This is a genomic window from Mesorhizobium sp. M7A.F.Ca.US.011.01.1.1 (genome assembly GCF_003998295.1).
Lineage (GTDB): Bacteria > Pseudomonadota > Alphaproteobacteria > Rhizobiales > Rhizobiaceae > Mesorhizobium.
The window spans coordinates 83,585-103,820 of record NZ_RZRT01000013.1; the positions used below are offsets into that span (position 1 = coordinate 83,585).

Here is a 20,236-nt window from a genome sequence, read left to right on the forward strand (position 1 = left end):
GCGGATCGTTCGACAGATGCCATTGCAAGTTTATTTTGGTCTGCCTTGATGGATAATGGCGAATAGCTTCGTGAGACACTGAGTTCTCCATTATTTTTGGACAGTGGTACCGGCTGAAGTCGAATGCGTCGTTGATCGGGGTCAAGGCTCAGCGCTGATGAGTGTTGCGACATGCGGGGGTCGAAGAGCGCCGCTCCGCAAGCGCCCATCAGGCGGGCCAGGGCGGCTCGCTGCGTCGGCTTGGCTCATGGCAGGTGACTGCGGGTCACGCAAACTGGCGGCGACGCGCTAGTCTTACCGACGGCTAGTCCTTATCACTGAAATGACGCGGATGAGATAGAGACGGGAGCCGCCTCAGGTTTTGTCCTGACATGTCCACCCACTGCGGGCCCGAAATGCAGAAGGACCCCAGGGAAGCTCCCGCCGTCTTCAACGACTCCCGGTACTAGGTAATTCCCCGTAGGGACATAACCGAATTTCGCGACCTGCGGATTCGCGCGATTGCTGTGTCACGGATCAACCGGGGAAACCGCCATGCACGCCTACACGACCTCCAGAATTTCACTCCCGTCGCATTCTGCCCGGCCGACCCTGCCAGCAATACTCGATTCGGCACCGCCGCAGCCGGTCAGCTTCTTTCCCGCTGGTTCGGAAATCTATGCCCAGGGCGAGAAGGCCGGAGCCTTTTACCAGGTGGAGTTCGGCGCCGTGCGCATCTACCGCCTGCTTGCTGATGGCCGCCGGCAGATAAGTGCCTTCCACCTGGCCGGAGAGACATTCGGCTTCGAAGCTGACATGACGCACCACTTCTTTGCCGAAGCGATCAATGCCACCGGTGTCCGCGTCTTCCGCTTCACTGCTGGAGCGGACATGTCCCATCAGTTGCTGCCCTTGGCGCTCAACGGGTTGACCAGGGCTCAGGAGCACTTGCTGGTTCTCGGCCGCCAGAACGCAATCGAACGCGTCGCCGCGTTCCTGGTCGATATGACGGAGCGGCAGGGTGGATTGCGGCAAGTCGAGCTGCCGATGTCGCGCATGGATATCGGCGACTATCTCGGGCTCACCATCGAGACGGTATCGCGTGTTTTCACCCGGCTGAAGGACAAGGGCGTCATCCGCATGCTCAGCCTGCGCAGCATCGAAATCGTCAAGCATGAGGCGCTTCACAATATGAGCGAGTGACGCAACGTCTATTGGTTAAGGCGCGCCGCAGACCGTGAGCGGCCACGCTCGCCAATAGCAGCTCTAACGATTGCAGGCAGCAAATGACTACGGACAGCAATAATACTCTTACCACACGTACCGGATTTCGCTTCGAGGTGCGCCGTGCGTGTGCAGACGATGAGCCAATCCTGGCCGAATTCTTTACCCATGTGACGCCCGAAGACCTGCGATTTCGCTTTCTCGGCGGAGTGAAGGAAGTGTCGCATGAGCGGCTCGTCGCAATGACACGCTCCGATGATGCCCTGGTACACAATTTTCTTGCCTTCTCAGTCGACGGAAAGCTGATCGCGGTCGCAACACTGGCATCCGATCAGGCTCGTCGGCACGGAGAAGTCGCGATTTGCATTCGTGCGGATCGCAAGCATCTAGGCGTCGGCTGGGAGTTGCTCGCGTACATTGCGAAATACGCTGAAAGGCTGGGCCTCGAAACAATCGAGTCGATCGAGAACCGCGAAAACCGCGCTGCCATCGAGCTTGAACGCGAGATGGGATTCACCGTGACAACTTATCCTGACGATCCCACGCTTGTCCTGGTTCGGCGAGAGCTGCCAAGCAAAGTGCCAGACTAGCTGTTGGGAGCCACTTCCGTCTTGGGTGGGTTGTTCAATCGCTTCTTGAGGATATCGATGAGGCTGATGGTGACGGCTATCGCCGCGGGGCCGAGGACGAGCCCGGATGCTCCGAAGAGGACAATGCCACCAACCGCGCCTATGAAGGCCACCACCGTGTGTAGCCGCAACCGGCTCCCGACAAGCATCGGATAGAGCAGGTTGTCGATGCCGGCCACGATGACGCCGCCCCAGATGGTCAACATCGCCGCGCGAGCCCAAGCGCCTTCCAGACTGAGATAGACCGCTGCCGGCACCCAGATTACGAATGCGCCGAGCACCGGCACGATGGCCAGAAGTCCCATCACCAGACCCCAAAAGACCGGAGTGGCCAAGCCGAGCCACCAGAACATCAGGCCGCCCAGCGCTCCCTGGACAGCGGCTACGAACACGGTGCCTATGAGAGTCGCATGTACTGTTTCTGCAAAGCGGGACAGTACGTATGCCGTTTCAAGACGGCGCAAGGGAGAAAGGCTCTCGACCCATCGCAGGGCACGTTCGCGGTCCCGCAGGAAATAGAACAGAAGATAGAATGTCAGGACGAACATCACGACCTGATTGATCGAGCCGCGCAAAAGCGATGTGCTTTGTCCCGTCAGCCATTGCGCGAATGCGGCGACTGAGCCAGCCGGATCGAGCCGATCCTTGATCCACACCGCAACACCCGCAAGCCTGGGATAGTCCGACACGAAGCCATCTGGGTTCCAGCCCCGGATAATCTCCTCTAGATAGGTAGCTCCGTTTGCCGCCTCGCGAACGAGTTGCTGTGCCACGAAGATGAGCGGCAGACCGACTGCAACCGCCGCGACGCTGACCGATATCAGGGCTGCCAGATTCCGATTTCTGGTCTTTGCCTCCACCTTCAGATGTGCCGGAAGAAGGACGATTGCCAGCACGAGCGCCCAAGTCAATGCCGGCAAAAACGGCAGCGCCAATAGATAGCATACATATAGACCGATCGCTGTCGCCGCCAGGACGCCAAGCAATCTCAATTGTTTCATGTCGGACAACTGTTTAAGGCCGAGCATCTTGCGCCATCACAAGCCAAGCGAGCCTAACGGGTTTCCTGACAAAAGGGCAGCTTCCGCTGTCATACCCCTCACCGCTGTGGTACCTAGCAAACCTTGAATCCGACAGCGATGATGGATCGGCAAGCTCAAGATTTCAAACCTTCCAAATTGATGTCGCTGCGACAGGCAAGCACCAACGGGACTGCAACAACACCGCTGACGAGAAGTAACCAGTCTTGCGGCACGCCGAGGAGGAACGCTGCACTCCCTCCGATCAACGACCAGATGAACGGGATCGCGAGCAACCACCGCGACATAGGAGGCTTTGCGAAGAGGAAGAAACCGAAGGTGAAAATCGTCACCGGACAGGGCGTGACACCGAACACTGGCATTTGCGGATATGCGTGACCCGTCCAGATGCCTAGGAGGGGGTAAAGGACGACCGCATAGGCGACTAAACCAATTCCCACGCTTGCTGCAGGTCCAGAACCCAGCCCGAAGCGCAGTTCGTTACTGACGACACCAACATAGGCCAGCATGGCTCCCTGCGCGACAAAGAGGCCGCCAAAGATAAGCGCGGCCTTGTTGATCTCGGCAAAATGGAGCCAATGATATCGAACTCCGGTCCACAGCCACATGATTGCAAGGGTGCCAGCGATCAGACGATCCGCAATTTGCGGTCGCCAAAACAACAGGGCCACGGCAAGCAAGCCAAGGGCAAATGCAGACAGTTGCGCGGGCCAGATGGCTTCATTGTATGCGACCAGGTTGGCGAGAAACTGATCACGCGTGAAGGGCAACATCGAGTGTATCTCCGGGCTGCATCACCATAGCCGTGGTCACAGGACACTCGTTTGATCTGGCGCAAATCAGCGGCCGCCCAATTTGCTCTCACTCAAGGCCCGTCTCCCAGCCATACTTAAGAATGGGGCCATTCTCATTCCGGTCCTGCATCGGCCCACGACGTATGAATGTCCCTTCAGCGTCGTCTCCCAGATCGTGGGAAGTCTTGCTTCGCGTCAAATTGCAATCCCTGGCAGGTCTGGAGGCAATGTTGACCATTTGCGCTACTCCAAATGGCTCCGACATTTCTTGCCTCATCGGGCCCTGCGGGGTAGGCGTCCGTGCACCGATCGGCATCGCGGTCCGACTTCCAGTGTTTCAGGCTTTCAGCCCATCCCGCCAGAAATGTTTCAGGACCTCAAGGCAGACCAACACCGCAATCCCGGCAGCAAGGGTCACGGTGAGATCGTCCAGATGCAGCGGTCCAAACTGAAAGAGAGTACTGGCGAGCGGCCAGAAAAGTGTCCCACCCAGTGCGGCAGCAACCACCACGACGACGATACCAAGCGATCGATTTGGACGGAACAATGAGATCAGCAGTGAATCGCTGAACGTACGGTTGACGAAAATCAGCCCGACGATCGTTAGCACCAGCGAGAAGAATGTCAGCGCGCGAATTTCATTTTCCGGTATTCCCCAGTGCAGGGAGAGAAGAAAAATAGCGGCGACGAGAGCAAACGCCAGCGTGCCCTGCACAACGCTCCATGCGATCAACGAGCGCGAGAAGAGCGCCGCTTCCGGATCCCGCGGCGGACGCTTCATCGTGTCATCTTCCTCGGTTTCTGCTTCAAAGACCAATGAGCAGACCGGATCGATCACCATCTCCAGAAAGGCAATGTGAATTGGCCCGAACAGGATAGGAAGCCCAAACAGCAATGGAAGCAGGGCCAGCCCGGCGATCGGCACGTGCACGGCAAGAATGAAGCCCATTGCCTTGCGCAAGTTGTCGTAGATGCGGCGGCCCAGCCGGATGGCTTTGACTATCGACCCGAAATCGTCGTCGAGGAGGACGATGGACGACGCCTCGCGCGCGACATCCGTGCCGCGACCGCCCATGGCAATGCCAATGTTTGCGGCTTTCAGCGACGGAGCATCGTTGACGCCGTCTCCCGTCATGGCGACAATCTCGCCGTTCGACTTCAAGGCTCTGACGATTGCCAGTTTCTGCTCGGGCATGATCCGCGCGAACACCGATGTGGTTTTCACGCGCGCCGACAGGGCTGCGTCATCCAGTGTCTTGAGCTCATCACCGGAGACGACATCGTTGAAATCGAGCCCAGCCTGCCTGGCGATTGCTCTCGCGGTCGCGGGATAGTCCCCGGTAATCATGACCACTCTAATTCCGGCGGAGCGGCAATTGCTCACCGCGTCCGGAACCCCTGAACGCAGGGGATCGGCAAGCCCGACGAGGCCGACGAATTCGAAATCGAAACCAGTCTGCTTGTCCGGCAGTTGATCGCCTGCATGGCTGGAACGCGCAACGCCTAGGACGCGCAGCCCTTCCGTCGCCATGGCGTCCACAACACCCTTGACCGAAGCGACATGATCGGCAGGTAGACGGCAAAGTGCGATGATGGCCTCCGGGGAACCCTTGGCGGCAATCAGGCAGTCGCCACCTTCAGCCGACGATTGCCAGGCATTCGACATTGCCAACAGTTCAGGGCGCAACCCATAGGCGCGGGCCAGTTTCCGATCGGTGCTGTCTGCGCGCTTGGGCAATCGCTCCTGCGCGAGTTTGTGAAATGCCCTTTCCATCGGATCAAAGGGAATCTCGGCACTGGCTAGCATGCCGATCTCGACCATCTCCCCAAATGCCGCCGGCATCTCTGTGTTTGAGTTGTTCAGCAGGCGAAACAGTTCGCCATCGGGCGTTCTCAGTTCTGCAATTGTCATGCGGTTCTCGGTCAGCGTTCCGGTCTTATCGGTGCAAAGGACCGTTGCCGAGCCAAGGGTCTCGATCGCCGCTGCACGACGGGTGAGCACGCGCGCCTGCGAGATGCGCCATGCGCCCATGGCCATGAAGATTGTCAGCACCATCGGAAATTCCTCGGGCAGCATCGACATGCCGAGCGCAATACCGGCCAACACCGCATCAAGCCATCCGCCGCGCAGCAGGCCATAAAGCACGACCGCGAGAACACTGACCGCGCCGCCGACCAGCGCGAAGATGGCGACAAGGCGTTTTGTCTGTCGCTGCAAGCGGGGTGCTTCGGTCTGCATGGTGCTAAGCGATTGCCCGATCGCACCGATTTGACTTAGCGGCCCGGTTGCCAGAACTTCGCCGATGCCTGAACCGCGAACGACGAGTGATCCAGAAAATGCGAAAGGCAGGTCATCGCCACCTGGTCGACGCTCGCCCGGCGGGTCGCCGACTTTCGCCGCAATCTTGCGCACCGGGACGGATTCGCCAGTCAGCAGAGATTCATCGGTCTGGAGATCCCGGCTCTGGATTAGCAAAACATCGGCCGGCACCCGATCCCCCTCGCCCAGCACGACCAAATCGCCGCGCACCACCTCGCGACCAGCAATGCGCTTGCGTTCACCGTCGCGTATCACCAGGGCACGGGGACTTGTCAGATCGCGCAACGCCTCCAGAACGCGTTCTGTCCGAGCTTCCTGAACGATGGTTATTCCCACTGACAACGTGGCAAAGGCAAGCAGGATCAACGCCTCCTGCAGATCGCCAAGAAGCAGGTAAACGGCACCTCCACCCAATAGAAGCGCCAGCATCGGTTCGCGCATGACCTCGAAAGTAATCCGCAACGGCGTGCGCCGACCGGACCTGGGCAATTCGTTGAAGCCTTCGGCGACAAGCCTTGCCTGCGCTTCGGTTTCGCTGAGGCCAGGCGGGGGAAACGTCGCCGCGGGTGATTGAGACACGCTGGCCTGCGCTGATCGCTTGCTCGCGCTATCGCGCATTTCCTGCTCGCCAAGCACTGACATCAGCCCTCTTGGCCCCCAGGTGACGGGTGCTCGTGCCGGTGCAGCTCGGAGGACAGCTGGGCGGCTACCGCCCTTTCCTCATCCGTGGGGATCACCAGGACCTCGACGCTGGAACCGGCAAAGCTGATGATTTCCTCACCGCGCTGGTTCCGGTTATGGTCGATACCGAGGCCAAGCCAACTGGCCGCGGCGCCGATCCTCTCACGGATTAACGGCGCGTTTTCGCCGATGCCGGCCGTGAACACCAGCGTATCCAGACCTCCCAGCGCGGCGGCCAGCGATCCGATCTCGCGCCCGATGCGATAGACGAATAGGTCGATGGCCTCGGCGGCGGCACGATCGTCTGAGCCGATCAGCGTCACCATGTCACCGGATATCCCCGACACGCCGAGCAGGCCGGATTGCTCATACAGAAGCGTGACAAGTCTATCGGTCGACAACTTCCGGTCCTGCAGCAAATGGAGGATGACCCCCGGGTCGAGCGCGCCGCAACGTGTGCTCATGATAAGGCCGTCCAGCGTCGAAAAGCCCATCGTCGTTGCGACGCTTACCCCGCAATTCATGGCGCACAGGCTCGCGCCGCTGCCGAGATGGGCGACAATCGCCCGGCCGCCAGCGCCGGCGCCGTAGCGGCCGCGCAGTTTTGAAGCGATGTGGCTGTAGGACAGCCCATGAAAACCATAGGAAATGATACCCGCCTCGGTCATTGCGCGCGGAAGGCCATAAGTCTTGGCGACCGCTGGCCGGGTCGAATGGAATGCCGTGTCGAAGCATCCGACCTGCAGGGCATGCGGCAGCAGGCCGGCAGCCAGTGCGACAATCTCTAGATTGATCCGCTGATGGATCGGCGCCAGCGGCTCAAGCAGGCGCAGTGCCTCGATCGCGCGCGCGTCAAGCCGGGTGGGTTCCGTAAAATCACGGCCACCATGAACGACCCTGTGCCCGACCCTGCCGATGCGATGCAGAAGATCGCGATCGGCGAGCAGGGACGCTACTGTCGCGAATGCCTTAGCAATATCGATTGGACCACCGCCGAGGCTCCTTTCGATCACCGGCTGATCGCCCACGGCCTCGACATGCAGCCGTGGTTGTTGCCCGAGCGAAGCGACATTGCCACGCAGCACAAGCGGAAGTTCGTCGCGTCCATCGAAAACAGCGAACTTCAAGCTGGAGGACCCACCGTTGAGGACCAGGATGGCGTCTGTCATGTCGCCCTCAACCCACGCTGGTCGGCGCCACTTCGAGGTCCTGGCCCCACTTCCAGTCAAGTATTTCCGGCATGTCCTGACCATGGACGCGAATATAGGCTCGATGCTCAAGCAGCTTGCTGTCCATCGCCTGCTTCACACCGACCCGCACGCGCTTCAGCTTCGGAACCCAGTCGAGGACGCTTTGGACGATATGAAAGCGATCGAGACCGTTGAGCACTGTCATGTCGAAGGGCGTCGTCGTCGTGCCCTCCTCGTTGTAGCCGCGCACATGAATGTTGTCGTGGTTGGTGCGCCGATAGGTCAGGCGATGGATGGTCCAGGGATAGCCATGATAGGCAAAGACGACCGGCTTATCGGTGGTGAACAGCGCGTCGAATTCGCGATCCGAGAGACCGTGCGGGTGAAATTCCTTGGGTTGCAGGGTCATCAGGTCGACGACATTGACCACCCTAAGCCTGAGATCGGGAATCTGCCGCCTTAAGATCTGCACCGCGGCCAGCGTTTCGAGGGTCGGCACGTCGCCGGCGCAAGCCATCACCACATCCGGCTCGGCCCCGTTATCCGTCGAAGCCCAGTCCCATATGCCGATGCCCGCCCTGCAGTGAACGATCGCCTTGTCCATGGACAGCCACTGCCATGACGGCGGCTTGCCGGCGACGATGACGTTGATGCGGTTCCAGGTCTGCAACACATGGTCGGCGACGCACAGCAAGGTGTTGGCATCCGGTGGCAGATAGACCCGCACGATGTCGGCCTTCTTGTTGAGGGCAACGTCGATGAAGCCGGGATCCTGGTGACTGAAGCCATTGTGTTCCTGATGCCAGACATGGCTGGACAACAGATAGTTCAGCGACGCGATCGGCCGCCGCCACGGAATGTCGCGGCAGGCATCCAGCCATTTTGCATGCTGGTTGAACATGGAATCGATGATGTGGATGAACGCCTCGTAGCAGGAGAATAGACCGTGCCGCCCAGTCAGCAGATAGCCTTCGAGCCAACCTTGACAGTTATGCTCGGAAAGGATTTCGAGAACCCTGCCCTCGCGCCCAAGATGAACGTCTTCGGGCAGGATCTTTTCCATCCAGGCACGCTCGGTAACCTCGAACACGTCCTGAAGCCGGTTCGAGGCGGTCTCGTCCGGGCCGACGATGCGAAAGTTCTTCGCGGCTTGGTTCATCTTCATCACGTCACGCAGGAAGTTCCCCATCACGCGCGTTGACTCGGCCTTAACCGCGCCGGGCAGTGCGACGGCCACGGAATGGTCGTGCAAACCGGGCAGTTCGAGGGATCGGCGCAGCAGACCGCCATTGGCATGCGGGTTTGCGCTCATGCGCCGTGTGGCGTGGGGTGCGGTGGCACGGATCGAGGCGACCGGCGCGCCGGCGGCGTCGAACAGTTCCTCGGGCCGGTAGCTTTTCAGCCACTCCTCGAGCAGCTTGAGATGGGCGGGGTTTTCCGCCAGGCCCGACAGGGGAACCTGATGCGAGCGCCAGAAGCCCTCGGTCTTCAGCCCGTCCACCTCTTTCGGCCCTGTCCAGCCCTTGGGACTGCGCAGCACGATCATCGGCCATGTCGGTCGCGACGCGGTCGCGGCGGAGCCGTTGCGCGCGGAATGTTGGATGGCCTGGATGCGATCGAGCGCATCGTCGAGCACCTCGGCCATCCGCTCATGCAGCAATGCCGGATCGTGCCCCTCGACGAAGAGCGGCTCATAGCCATAGCCAACGAACAGCGCCCGCAATTCGTCTTCGGGAATTCTGGCCAGAATGGTTGGATTGGCGATCTTGTAGCCGTTCAGATGCAGGATCGGGAGAACCGCCCCGTCGCACGCGGGGTTGAGGAATTTGTTGGAATGCCATGCGGCTGCCAGCGGTCCCGTTTCAGCCTCCCCGTCACCGACGACGCAGGCGACCACAAGATCCGGATTGTCAAAGGCCGCGCCATAGGCGTGCGACAGCGAATAACCCAACTCGCCACCCTCATGGATCGAGCCCGGCACATCCGGTGCTGCATGGCTCGGTATACCGCCGGGAAACGAGAACTGCCGGAACAGCTTGCGCATCCCCTGCTCGTTCATCTCGATGTCTGGATTGAGCTCGCTGTAGGTGCCCTCAAGATAGGTGTTCGCCACCATTGCCGGGCCACCATGGCCGGGGCCGCAGACATAGATCACGTTTGCGTTCCTGAGCCGGATCGCGCGATTGAGGTGCGCATAGATGAAACTCAACCCCGGCGACGTTCCCCAGTGGCCGAGCAGGCGCGGCTTGACGTGCTCCAGCCGCAGCGGCTCGCGCAGCAGCGGATTGTCGAGCAGGTAGATCTGGCCGATCGTCAGATAGTTCGCGGCGCGCCAATAGGCATCGATATCGTGCAGTTCGCGGTCGGCCAGCCGGCCCCCGGAAGCTGGTACAGTCGTATGCTCGGTCATGTCTGACTCCATTGCCTATTGGCGACTGTCGCCGGACCGCGACATGCGCCTGTGTTCGTCGATCTGCAGCGAATGGACACAAACGCGTTCCCGCGCTTTCAGTTCATCGCTTCGTGGCCTCCCTCTATGCATCGTTGTCCTCAAGCGCCCTGCGCATGCGCCTGATGACCGCTGCGCGACCCCGTTCGTCGGCGGCGGCGCTGACCGTCTCGTTGATGTCCAGAAGAAGCTTGGAAAGATCGTTGTGCCAGTCGAGGCGGGCGACCTTTTCCGGCCTCAGACGGCGCGGCTCATTGAGCTCAACCGGCAAACTGCCGCCGGGCGTCAATCGGAAGGCGTCATCCAGCATCGGCACGATGATCCTGTCAAAAGGGATCAACCCTCGCAGCCGCTCGCTGAGGCCACCGAGCCCAGCATCCTCGCCATGTGTCAGGAAAGCCGCATGCTTCACCGGAGCTCGAGCCTTGAGCCAGGCGACCAGTTCGCTGGCGTCGGCGTGGCCGGAATAGAGGTCGAACAGGCAAATGCGTGCCTTGACCTCGACTTCCTCACCCTGGATACGCACGCGCTGTGCGCCGTCGAGCAAAATCCTGCCAAGCGACCCTTGGGCCTGGTATCCGGCCATCATCACCGTGGCGTTCCGGCGCCAGAGATTGGCCTTGAGATGATGGCGGATTCGACCCGCATCGCACATGCCGCTGGCGGCGATCACCACGAAGAAGCCGCTCAGGCGGTTGATCGCCTTGCTCTGTTCCACCGTCTCCGTGAAGCGCAGCTCCTTCGAGTTGAGCGCCTGGCGCAGCACGTCACCCTGTTCGATCTCGTTGGCATGCCGCTCGAAAATCGCACTGGCGCGTGTTGCCAGCGGCGAGTCTACGAAGACCGGAGCTGACGGCACCTGCCCCGCTTGCATGAGCAAATACAGATCAACCAGCAGTTCTTGCGTCCTCTCGACGGCGAAGGACGGAATGATGAGGGGGCCGCCGGCCTCCGCGGCGCCACGCACGATGTCACCGAGCTGGAATCGCCGCTGTTCGGGCGAAACGTCCGGCCGGTCACGGTCGCCATAGGTCGACTCGCAGATCAGATAGTCAACGCCTGCCGGCCCCACGGGATCGGTCTGAAGCAGCTTGTGGCCTGGACCGATGTCGCCCGAGAATATGATGCGCAGCGGTGCATCACCCCGGTCGATCTCCAGCTCTACCGATGCCGAACCAAGCAGATGACCAGCATTCCAGAAGCGGCCGCGAACGCCATCGGTGATGGCGGTCCATTCGCCATATTCCAAAGCCCGAAACAATGTCATGCACGCGGCCGCATCCTGCTGGCCGTAGATCGGCTCGACGGGTGGGCGCCCGCGCTGCGCGTTGCGACGGTTCAGGTGCTCGACCTCCATTTCCTGGATATGCGCCGAGTCCGGCAGCATGACCGAGCAAAGATCGATGGTGGCGCGGGTCGTATGGATTGGACCAGAAAAGCCCTGTTTGACCAGTTTAGGCAGAAGGCCGCTGTGATCGATATGCGCGTGCGTCAGGATGACAGCGTCAATCGCGTCCGGGGGAAACGGGAACGCCCCATAGTTTAATTCCCGTTCGGACTTTGACCCCTGGAACAGGCCACAGTCGATGAGGATGCGCGAATGCGGCGTCTCGATCTCATAGCATGAGCCGGTGACGCCATGGGCTGCGCCATGGAAACGCAGGATAGGATCCGTGTCGCCTCTCATCTCAGGACGACCTAATGCGACAGCACGACAGGCAGGCGAAGATCCGCGAGAATGCCTTCGGTGGCTCCGCCAAGCACGAAGTCCCTGACGCGGGAGTGGCCGTATCCGCCCATGACAAGCAGATTGCCGCCGATCTTGAGAGCATGCTCCTGAAGCGCCGTTCCGATTGAACTGTCCCCTGCCTGGATAGAGACAGCCTCGGCCACCAGACCACGGGTCCTCAAGCCCAGCGCAAGGCGCTCGCCGATGCCCTCTCCAGGAAGCGGCTTCTCGTCGGTCACGGTCACAACGGTGATCCTGGACGCACGTTCGAGAAAAGCCCTCACATCGGCAACAGCCCGTGCGGCCACTCGGCTGCCGTCCCAGGCGATAACCACATGTCCAAGGGCCCCAAGGTCCGTGGAGTCGGGAAGAAGCAGGGTCGGTCGACCCGAGCCGAATAGGATCCCCTCGGCTATCATTCGCGCCGTCTGGTCGGCAGGCGCCCAACCAACCAGGCAGATATCGGAATAGCGGGAATGCTTCGCGGCAAGATCGCCCATCAAGGCCGGTGGCGCGGTCAACTCCTGCGTGGTGAGGGACACACCACCTTGTTCGGCTTCTTGGGCAATTGCCTCGAGGAGAACTTTGCTGCGCTTGCGACTGGTCGCCTCGACCTCTTGTATCTTGTAGGGAAGATCTAGCAAATAGTTTGAGAGCGCGTTCGAAACGTCCGGAATGTCGACATTGATGGCAACGGCATGAAGCGAGGCATCGATCTGCTTGGCGAGAGCAACCGAGTTCGCCGCGATTTTCGAGGAGATGGCGTCAGGATAGGTCGCAAAGTACAGCGATAGGATCAGCTTCATTAGGATGGCCTCCATTGCCGGATGGCCAACTGCCATCGTTCGCAGCATCTTGTAGTCGCAATAGACGAGACGAACTTTGACCCAGCGCAATGCGGTTCGTATGCTGAGGCAGCAATTGGCCAAGCCGAGCCGGCTACCAACTCGGGATGCCAATTGGCATGGAGGCCACGTCGAGAAACCCTAGATTTTCTCGGTGGCATAGACCGGAGCGTCTTCTCAGCCGCTTCGACTGCGAGGCGCCACGGGCCTGCAGCAAGCTTCAACAGCCCATCCTGCGCTGCTCGATCAAAGAACCGACATGCGACGAGATAACTCCCGCCGCGAGCAATCCAACAGGCCTCCAACGACCCACGCCAGAGGCCAGCCTGTGTCCGAAGCCAGTGCCGGCGCAATGATGCAATGGCAGCGGCCATGTCATCGGCAATCACTGCTGCGACAGAGCGGACCTGTTCGTAGCCGATCAGCAGCAGGAATGTCGGCGCACGGCCATAGCCTTGATTGTGGCCGTATAGAACCTTCCGGATAGCTAAGCTCACGACGGCGTGCGGGGGCACGTCCCCGCAAGAGTGCTCAGGATCGATCAGCAAGCAGAGCGCTTCCACACCTCGCCGGTCCGGCTGACGGACTGCTGGAGTAACCCAGCAGAAATCCGCGAATGACCCGGACTGTCCCCCTTTGGGAGTTTATGGATTGACTTCAGCCGGCATTGCCGGATCGCAAACTATGAGGAGGCGGCCCCAGCAGGTTCAGAAAAAACCTGCCTATCACCTTTGCATCGTACGGTTTGGAAAATACCAACTGCTTATCTCGGATGGCCCGGGCTTTCGCGAGCATCTCTTCAGAGCCAGACGTTATCGACACGACGACACCCGGCCTGTTTTGGAGGGTCCAATTCGCAAGAGAGAGCCCGTTCATCGCTCCCGGCATCTGCACATCTGTGAATAGCAGCGATACGGGAATGTGGCTCTGGAAAACCTGAAGCGCTTCGGCGGCATGACTGGCTTCCACCACCTCAAAACCCATCTCGCGAAGCTGTTCAGCAGTGTCCATTCGAATGATGATTTCGTCTTCAACAACTAAAATGACATGTCGCCCTATCAAGATTCAGCTCCCCTACCCCTTTCATCCACTAAACCCATTTCGCCGCTTTCGGTTCCCATCAGCCAACCTTCTGATCAGGCTCCCTACTTTGGGTTTGCTGGGCAAGCAAAGCGCGGATCCGTCTTTCAAGGACGGTATAATCGCGTTTTTTAGGATTTGGACCTCCGTGACAGAGCTCCACGGCCTTCTTGGCCGATGCGCTGATCGAGCCAGAAAGCAGGATTCCGATACCAGGGTAATTTTCTCGAACGTGTTGAGAAAGCTCAAAATTAGCTGCCGAGTCAGACAATTCGGCCAGCAACACATCGGGCTGGATAGCCGCCACCTCAAGCACCTTAATCACTTCCTCCCGGGTGGCCCCTTCAATGACTCGGAAGCCGCACTCGCGCAGGAATTCCGAGATTTCATGCCTTACAAGGACGTCAGTCTCCAAGACGAGGATCACAGCTTGTTCCATGGGGACTAATGGCTGGCCGTGCGGATGGTTCCGCATTTGGGCTATGGTAGGGGCGCAGTCAGGTCTGTGGTTCAGCAAAGCTCGCGAGCAGAAGGCAAAGCCCTGTTGTTCCAATTTGACCAACAGCGCTTGTTGCTCTTCCCTGTGGTCTCTTTGGCTCGCCACCATTTCTTGCTCGCCCTGCTCCTCGCTTGGAGCCCGCCTGCGGGTCGCAGGTTCTCAAAACGCACAATTCTCCTTTATATGAGGTTGTGCAAATCATTCGCCAGGGAGTGTCGGCGATGCAGGCGGAGGGGGAGAAGGAAAAGCTTGCGGATCGGTTGGATGAGCTCAGTGCTCGCTATGTGCTGACAGACCGGCTGTACCGGCCCAGATCCAATCAGGAAGCCTTTGAAGCTGGCTTGGATGCCTCCGCGACGGTCTTGGCTGCCGGCAAGGTCCATGTTTGCTCTTCGACGACGCAGGGTGATGAATTTTGGCTTGGCGTGTCTTGTCTGAGGCCTATCGATACGACCTGGCCGGACACTCGCCAGGAAGGTAGGCGAACGCAACGCCGAGCCGCTTTTTGTGCCTGATATCAGCGACACCAAGGAGCAAAGCCCGGCTTAGACTAGGAGCTCTCATCCCCTCTCTCGCGGAACCTATGGCAGGCGCCCCTTGCGCGGCCCATGGGGGCCGACAGGGACATTTTCGCTTGACGCAGGGATGGAAGCGAAGTGCCCGTCGAGACTGGAATCAGCCCCATCCAGACGAGCGAAGGCTTAATGCCATTCGCCTCGGTCGTCAGCGATGGAAACGGCCGGAGACCCAACGGGATCTGCTATGGCCGAACTCAATCACGGTGAAGAACATGCTTGCCGTGGTCCAGGGTATCGCCCACCAGACCTTCCGGGGAACCCGGCCAGCGAGGACACCCGACGGCTCGCCAGGGCGGCAAGCCTGCCCAGAAAACTTTTCAGCGCGTCCAGATTCGAGATCAATGGGGGTGACGTGCGCCTCCCCGCGCGTCTCAATGTGCCGCCTGCACTCGTCTGAACTATGCACACGCTGCGAAGTTCGGCGCGCTTTCGAACGCGACGGGAACGATTACTATCGATGGGAGACTACGAACAGCGGTCTGGTAATCGATTGGCATGAGGGCGGTGGCCCTCCGGTTCCTTTCAAACTTGACCAAAACTTCGGCTTGAGACTGATCCTTGACGTCTTGCCCGTCGAGTTCGGCAGCGTGGAAATCGACCCACGGTCTTCTGGCATCCGGGTTCACGCGTGATTGACAACTGCAGCTTGACCAAGGGCAAAGCTGACCGGCCGTTTGCCGGATATGATATTGCTCGGAATACGACTGTTCACAACTAGCGATGCTGCTCGCAGCGTTTGTCTCATTTGCGCCAGGACCGCCTCTGCTCTCAATATACCAACGTCTCATTGGTGGCCACGAGCAGTGGGTCCGCTTGTGATGCAGGGAAGGACCCAAGGTCCAATGTCGTAGCTGCCAACTTTGAACTTTTACGCGCTGGCCCTGTCACTACGATCCCGATCGAAGTAGAGAAACCTGTAGATTCACGAACCGCTTCGGCGCTTTGTGCTCAGGAATTATCGCCGCCCGTTAACTACGTCCAATTGCTGGCTCGTTTCGTTATTCCACGTTAGCTCGGGAGGACGAGGCCGGTTCGGAATGAATGCATTTTAGAATTGCTTCCTGTCGGTTCGCGGCTTCGGGTGGTCCCGGTGCCGCAACTCCGATGGGCATCCCACGGATCAGGGACTTTGATCCAAGTCAACGACCTTGAGAGCGAGGGGCCTTAGCCTGTAACTGCTTGAAAACTGGGGAGACGAGTTCTCGGAATCCGCTATGAACGATCACAGGTGGCAGGACTGGCCCATAACCATTGCCGGGCTATTTGTTTATTTCGCCACATGGCTTGTACCGGCCACGACGACAGCGGGTTTGACAATCTCAATTGTCGGCTTTCTGATTTCAATCTTCGGGATATCAGGGCTCGCGAGCCCACATCGGTGGAAGGAGTGGTTCCAACTCGCACTTGGACTATGCTTGATGGGATGCCCATTTTTCTTAGGGTTTAACGAGGCATCTGCGCTGACCTACACCGCCGTTTCGGGCGCAGCGATTGTCATCGTGTCTTCGAGCTGGGCCTTAATCTCGGACAATTTCGACTTGTGCGCGAGAGGCCTGCGATGACGAACGAGGTCGATGTCTTTCATGCCGTCGTCGTCGGTGTCGGTTGGACAAGGCTTTGGCGTCAGCCATGCTCTGAAGCGACGAAGCCTCAGTCGTTGCATATTGGAAGTGGGGCGCGCAGGTGAAACCTGGCGGACCCAGTGCTGAAACTCGTTCCACGTGAACACGCCAAACCTCCAAACAGTCGTAGCCATCGGTGAAAACCGCACATCAGGGGTAGCGACAGCCGCTGATGAACCAAGGGCCGCCTAATCCGTTTAGCGTCTGGATCAATAGGAGGCCGCGATGGATCAGCACCAGGGGATGAGCATGGGGTGGAGCCGCTTCGCCGCGATGATCATCACCTCGACAGTCATCATGTTCTTCCTGATGTACCAACTGGTTTACAGTTGGGACCACATGCTGTTCAGCTTGACCCGGCTCATTTCCTCGTTGGTGATGGGCTGCGTCATGACAGCGGTAATGTTGGCCTTCATGTGGCGCATGTACCAACCAGAGGTCGCGAAAATTGCTGTACTTGCGGTGGCGATTATCGGAGGCGTGGCCCTGCTGGTGGTGAACCGCAGCCAAGCGCTTATAGGTGACACGGACTTCATGAAGGCGATGATTCCTCATCACTCCATAGCCATCAACAACGCGCGACAGGCTGACATTCGTGATCCGCGGGTGCGCTATTTGGCGGACAGGATTACTCGCGATCAGGTGAAGGAAATTGCCGAAATGCAAATGCTGATCGAGGATATCGAGCAGCATGGTAGGCGTGGTAACGACCCGTTGGATGCCGGTCCTGCGACTCTGAAGAGCGAGGGCGCGAGCGAGGCTCGAGAGTTGTTGAGCGGCAAGTTGCTGGAGGAAAAGCCGCTGTAGGCGGAGGCTAACCCTGTCGCCCCTCAAAGAAGGACACGATCCAGTGCTCAGTCGGCAACCGCAGCTTGGCGGTGCCGCCAGTTCCACGCACTGATCGAGTTGATGGATCGGCTGGTCGGCTATGCGAGCGAGAACATCGGCGAGCCAAGCCTCTGGATCAACGTCGTTCAGCCAGGCGGTCTGGATCATCGTGTAGAGCACGGCTGCACGCTGTCCGCCACGGTCGAAACCGCAGAACAGCCGTGCCTCCGACCAAGTGGCAAGCGGCGCAGGGCACGTTCGGCCGCGTTGTTCGTCAGGCGGACCCTGCCGCCGTTGATGGCCTCATGGCGAGGAAGCTGGGGCCCGCCCAGCCACGCGGCACTACGTGAAACGGAGCCGGCGGCTTGGTGATCGCCTCGCAGTCCCGACAGGAGAGCTTCTCGTATGGTCTGGATGACCTTCAGGCGCGGGGGATCACCTCAGTCGTCTCGGTGACACGATATCGAAGCGCTCAAGGCGCTGCTGGCTAGTGCGACCCAGCGGGTTAATGAGGCCGTGGCCAAGCTCGCCAATGCCCATGCTAGGGAGAGCGTACCGAGGCGGTAATCTCGCACCTCAAGTTGCAGATCGCCAAGTTCCAGCGCGAGGAGTTCGGCGCAGCGCTGAGCGTACCCGCTGCTCGACCAGATGGAACTGTAGCTCGAAGAGCTGGAAGCCGATGCGGCCGAGGACGATCTTGCAGCCGAAGTCGCAGCCAGAAGACCGCGACAGTCACCGCCTTCGAACGCGTCAGGAAGGGGCGAACGGCAGCTTCCATAACCACGGTGGAATCACAGAAATGAGCCAAGATGGAGTACAAAACGCCAGGGCGATGAAGAAACTGCGCGCCCTATCAGGCGCTCTGCGGACGCGAGGAATACTGCGGGCCAGCCAGGAAGCCGCTCCCGAGCACCTGCCGCGCGAGCGGGTCATCGTGCCGGCGCCGTGCTTTCTCCCTCCTGTGGCAGCAGCCGGCTGTCCGAGCTGGGCGAGGATAGGCGTCGTTCTGCTGGGGCGGATGCGCGTGCGGATATGTGAATCGGCGTGCAAAATTGGACGCCGATCTGGATTGGGCCCCTCGGATGGTTTGCGAGATCCGCCATCTCGCGTGAAAGGCGATCAAGCGCTTCGACGACTACCGCATCAAACGTTTTTTGGCCCGCCGCCTCCAACAAAGTCACAACAATGGTATCGCCGTTATGGAAAATGGTCGCTTCTGCTAAGTTGGGCACCAGTCGTTGGCGATCCTCTGACGGTCGTTGCGGGCACCTTGCGTGAACCATTTCGCATGTTCCTGCTGCTCGTCACCATCGCCAAGGTCGGTCGCTATCTTGTTCTTGCGGCTGTAACCCTGAAGGTGATTTGATCCTGCGACTATGTCCGCCTCCATTTCGGTCTGCTTGGAATGGCAGATGTCCTGCGTGATCGAAAACGAGCGAAGAGCGAGCCAAAGATGCGCCTGTCGGGCCTAGTATCCAGCGTGGCATTGCTGCTCGCCTCAATAGCGCCGGCAGGCGCCTTCAGTGATCCGGCGGGAACCGACCTCGGCAAGGTTCTCGCGACACACCTCGAACTGACCTGCGGGTGAGCCAGATCGATGGCGTTATTCCAAACCCTCGTCGAATTCCAGCGCACGATCTACCTGGCACTGGCCGAGCAGATCAAACTGCTTTCGGCCGGCGGCGGCTGGCTGGCCTTCATGGCCTTTCTGCCGATGGGCGTGCTCTTTGGTGCGGCGCATGCCCTGACGCCGGGTCATAGCAAAGCGGTGTTGGCGACTTATCTCGCTGGATCGGAGGCAAAGGTTGCGCGCGGGCTATTGGTCTCGCTGACGCTTTCTTTCACCCATGTGACGATCGCCGTGCTGATTGCAGTTCTCTCGCTGCCGTTGGTTTCGATCGCGCTTGGCAGCGTCGGCCGGACGCCGCTGCTCGAAGACATCAGCCGTGGTCTCCTTGGCTTGATAGGCGCCTGGATGGTTTGGCGCGCCCTGCGCCACCGCCATCACCACAAACACGAGGGCGAGGTGGTCGGCGTGATGGCGGGACTGGTTCCGTGCCCGCTTACCTTGTTCGTCATGACGTTCGCGATCGTACGCGGCGTACCGCTGGCCGGTGTGCTGTTTGCCGGCACGATGATGATAGGGGTGGCGATCACTCTTTGCAGCGTGGCGGTCCTCTCCATACTGCTCCGCGAAAGCCTGATGCGTTTCGTCGAGAGCCGCCCGCGCCTGTTCGATGCGATCACGCGCGCCATAGAGGGGATAGCTGGTGCGGCTCTCGTCGCCCTGGCAGTCCATGAAATCTTGCTTCGCTGATCGACCCCAATGCAGGCAACTATTCGGACGAAGGCCGATCCATGAGTCCGCTCGCGTGCGAAACCTGCTGTCCAACCAATATCGTCGGCTTATCTACGATTATCCCGCAAGCTGCCATTCCGCTCTCGGCCCCTACTTTGTCATTGGATTTGAGAAGAGGTGAACTATGCCGATGGCCGCGATGTGCCTGCCGACCGATTGTCGCTAGTCGCTTTTTGCTCCGCCCCGCTCTGGGCACCAGGAGAGAGGGTCAGCGACCATCGATTGACATCGGATTCGGGCCATCCGGCGCCACTGACACTGATCTTGATCTGGGCCGGGAACGTGCCTTCGGCGATCTTGCGATAGATGGTTGAACGGGACGGGCCGGTCCGGGCAAGGACGGTTTTGGGGCGTATGATACGATCCGGCTCGGGCATAGCTTGCCTGCAC

14 protein-coding genes and 3 pseudogenes are annotated in these 20,236 nt (G+C 59.7%); 5 read left to right on the plus strand and 12 right to left on the minus strand.

The genetic code is table 11. The annotated features are described in order from the left end of the window. Positions 1 to 534: 534 nt before the first annotated feature. Positions 535 to 1,182, plus strand: coding sequence for a helix-turn-helix domain-containing protein (locus EOA13_RS15645; RefSeq protein ID WP_127293824.1), 648 nt, complete (start codon positions 535 to 537; stop codon positions 1,180 to 1,182). 83 nt (positions 1,183 to 1,265) lie between these two features. Next, on the plus strand, positions 1,266 to 1,793 hold the full coding sequence (locus EOA13_RS15650; protein WP_127293826.1) for a GNAT family N-acetyltransferase: 528 nt from the start codon (positions 1,266 to 1,268) through the stop codon (positions 1,791 to 1,793). On the opposite strand, the gene EOA13_RS15655 is transcribed toward EOA13_RS15650, so the two are convergent. The 10 genes from EOA13_RS15655 to EOA13_RS15700 all read right to left on the minus strand — a co-directional run bounded on the left by EOA13_RS15655 (position 1,790) and on the right by EOA13_RS15700 (position 16,766). Then, positions 1,790 to 2,860, minus strand: a complete 1,071-nt coding sequence (locus tag EOA13_RS15655; RefSeq protein ID WP_127293828.1) for an AI-2E family transporter — start codon at positions 2,858 to 2,860, stop codon at positions 1,790 to 1,792. The two genes, EOA13_RS15650 and EOA13_RS15655, sit on opposite strands and share 4 nt — an antisense overlap. A 128-nt stretch (positions 2,861 to 2,988) precedes the next feature. After that, positions 2,989 to 3,645: a DUF6064 family protein gene (locus EOA13_RS15660; RefSeq protein ID WP_127293830.1), complete on the minus strand. Its 657-nt coding sequence runs from the start codon at positions 3,643 to 3,645 to the stop codon at positions 2,989 to 2,991. 358 nt (positions 3,646 to 4,003) lie between these two features. Beyond that, complete coding sequence (locus tag EOA13_RS15665; protein ID WP_245490389.1) at positions 4,004 to 6,628, minus strand: cation-translocating P-type ATPase; 2,625 nt, start codon at positions 6,626 to 6,628, stop codon at positions 4,004 to 4,006. After that, positions 6,628 to 7,836, minus strand: coding sequence for an acetate/propionate family kinase (locus EOA13_RS15670; protein ID WP_127293832.1), 1,209 nt, complete (start codon positions 7,834 to 7,836; stop codon positions 6,628 to 6,630). The genes EOA13_RS15665 and EOA13_RS15670 overlap by 1 nt, the downstream gene beginning before the upstream one ends. Positions 7,837 to 7,843: 7 nt before the next feature. Next, positions 7,844 to 10,267 carry a phosphoketolase family protein gene (locus EOA13_RS15675; RefSeq protein WP_127293834.1) on the minus strand — a complete coding sequence of 808 codons (2,424 nt, stop codon included), beginning with the start codon at positions 10,265 to 10,267 and terminating at the stop codon, positions 7,844 to 7,846. 124 nt (positions 10,268 to 10,391) lie between these two features. After that, positions 10,392 to 11,993, minus strand: coding sequence for an MBL fold metallo-hydrolase (locus EOA13_RS15680; protein ID WP_127293836.1), 1,602 nt, complete (start codon positions 11,991 to 11,993; stop codon positions 10,392 to 10,394). An 11-nt stretch (positions 11,994 to 12,004) separates the two neighbouring features. Then, complete coding sequence (locus EOA13_RS15685; protein ID WP_127293904.1) at positions 12,005 to 12,841, minus strand: universal stress protein; 837 nt, start codon at positions 12,839 to 12,841, stop codon at positions 12,005 to 12,007. Positions 12,842 to 13,537: 696 nt separating this feature from the next. Then, positions 13,538 to 13,942, minus strand: coding sequence for a response regulator (locus EOA13_RS15690; protein WP_127293838.1), 405 nt, complete (start codon positions 13,940 to 13,942; stop codon positions 13,538 to 13,540). 58 nt (positions 13,943 to 14,000) lie between these two features. Continuing rightward, positions 14,001 to 14,567, minus strand: a complete 567-nt coding sequence (locus tag EOA13_RS15695) for a hypothetical protein (protein ID WP_127293840.1) — start codon at positions 14,565 to 14,567, stop codon at positions 14,001 to 14,003. Between the two features lie 1,935 nt (positions 14,568 to 16,502). Continuing rightward, positions 16,503 to 16,766, minus strand: a complete 264-nt coding sequence (locus EOA13_RS15700) for a hypothetical protein (protein ID WP_127293842.1) — start codon at positions 16,764 to 16,766, stop codon at positions 16,503 to 16,505. A gap of 118 nt (positions 16,767 to 16,884) precedes the next feature. On the opposite strand from EOA13_RS15700, the gene EOA13_RS15705 reads away from it, so the two are divergent. Beyond that, on the plus strand, positions 16,885 to 17,466 hold the full coding sequence (locus EOA13_RS15705; RefSeq protein WP_127293844.1) for a DUF305 domain-containing protein: 582 nt from the start codon (positions 16,885 to 16,887) through the stop codon (positions 17,464 to 17,466). A gap of 47 nt (positions 17,467 to 17,513) precedes the next feature. Here the strand turns inward: EOA13_RS15705 and EOA13_RS15710 are convergent. After that, positions 17,514 to 17,777, minus strand: a pseudogene (locus EOA13_RS15710) (transposase domain-containing protein); the annotation flags it as partial. Positions 17,778 to 18,661: 884 nt separating this feature from the next. Here EOA13_RS15710 and EOA13_RS15725 point away from each other — a divergent pair. Both EOA13_RS15725 and EOA13_RS15730 read left to right on the plus strand, forming a co-directional pair. Continuing rightward, positions 18,662 to 18,853, plus strand: a pseudogene (locus tag EOA13_RS15725) (DedA family protein); the annotation flags it as partial. A gap of 231 nt (positions 18,854 to 19,084) precedes the next feature. Further along, the gene (locus tag EOA13_RS15730) at positions 19,085 to 19,804 is read left to right on the plus strand and encodes a sulfite exporter TauE/SafE family protein (protein WP_127293848.1); all 720 of its coding nucleotides are present in this window, start codon (positions 19,085 to 19,087) and stop codon (positions 19,802 to 19,804) included. Between the two features lie 204 nt (positions 19,805 to 20,008). Here the strand turns inward: EOA13_RS15730 and EOA13_RS15735 are convergent. Beyond that, positions 20,009 to 20,223, minus strand: a pseudogene (locus EOA13_RS15735) (AlpA family phage regulatory protein). Between the last annotated feature and the right edge of the window lie 13 nt (positions 20,224 to 20,236).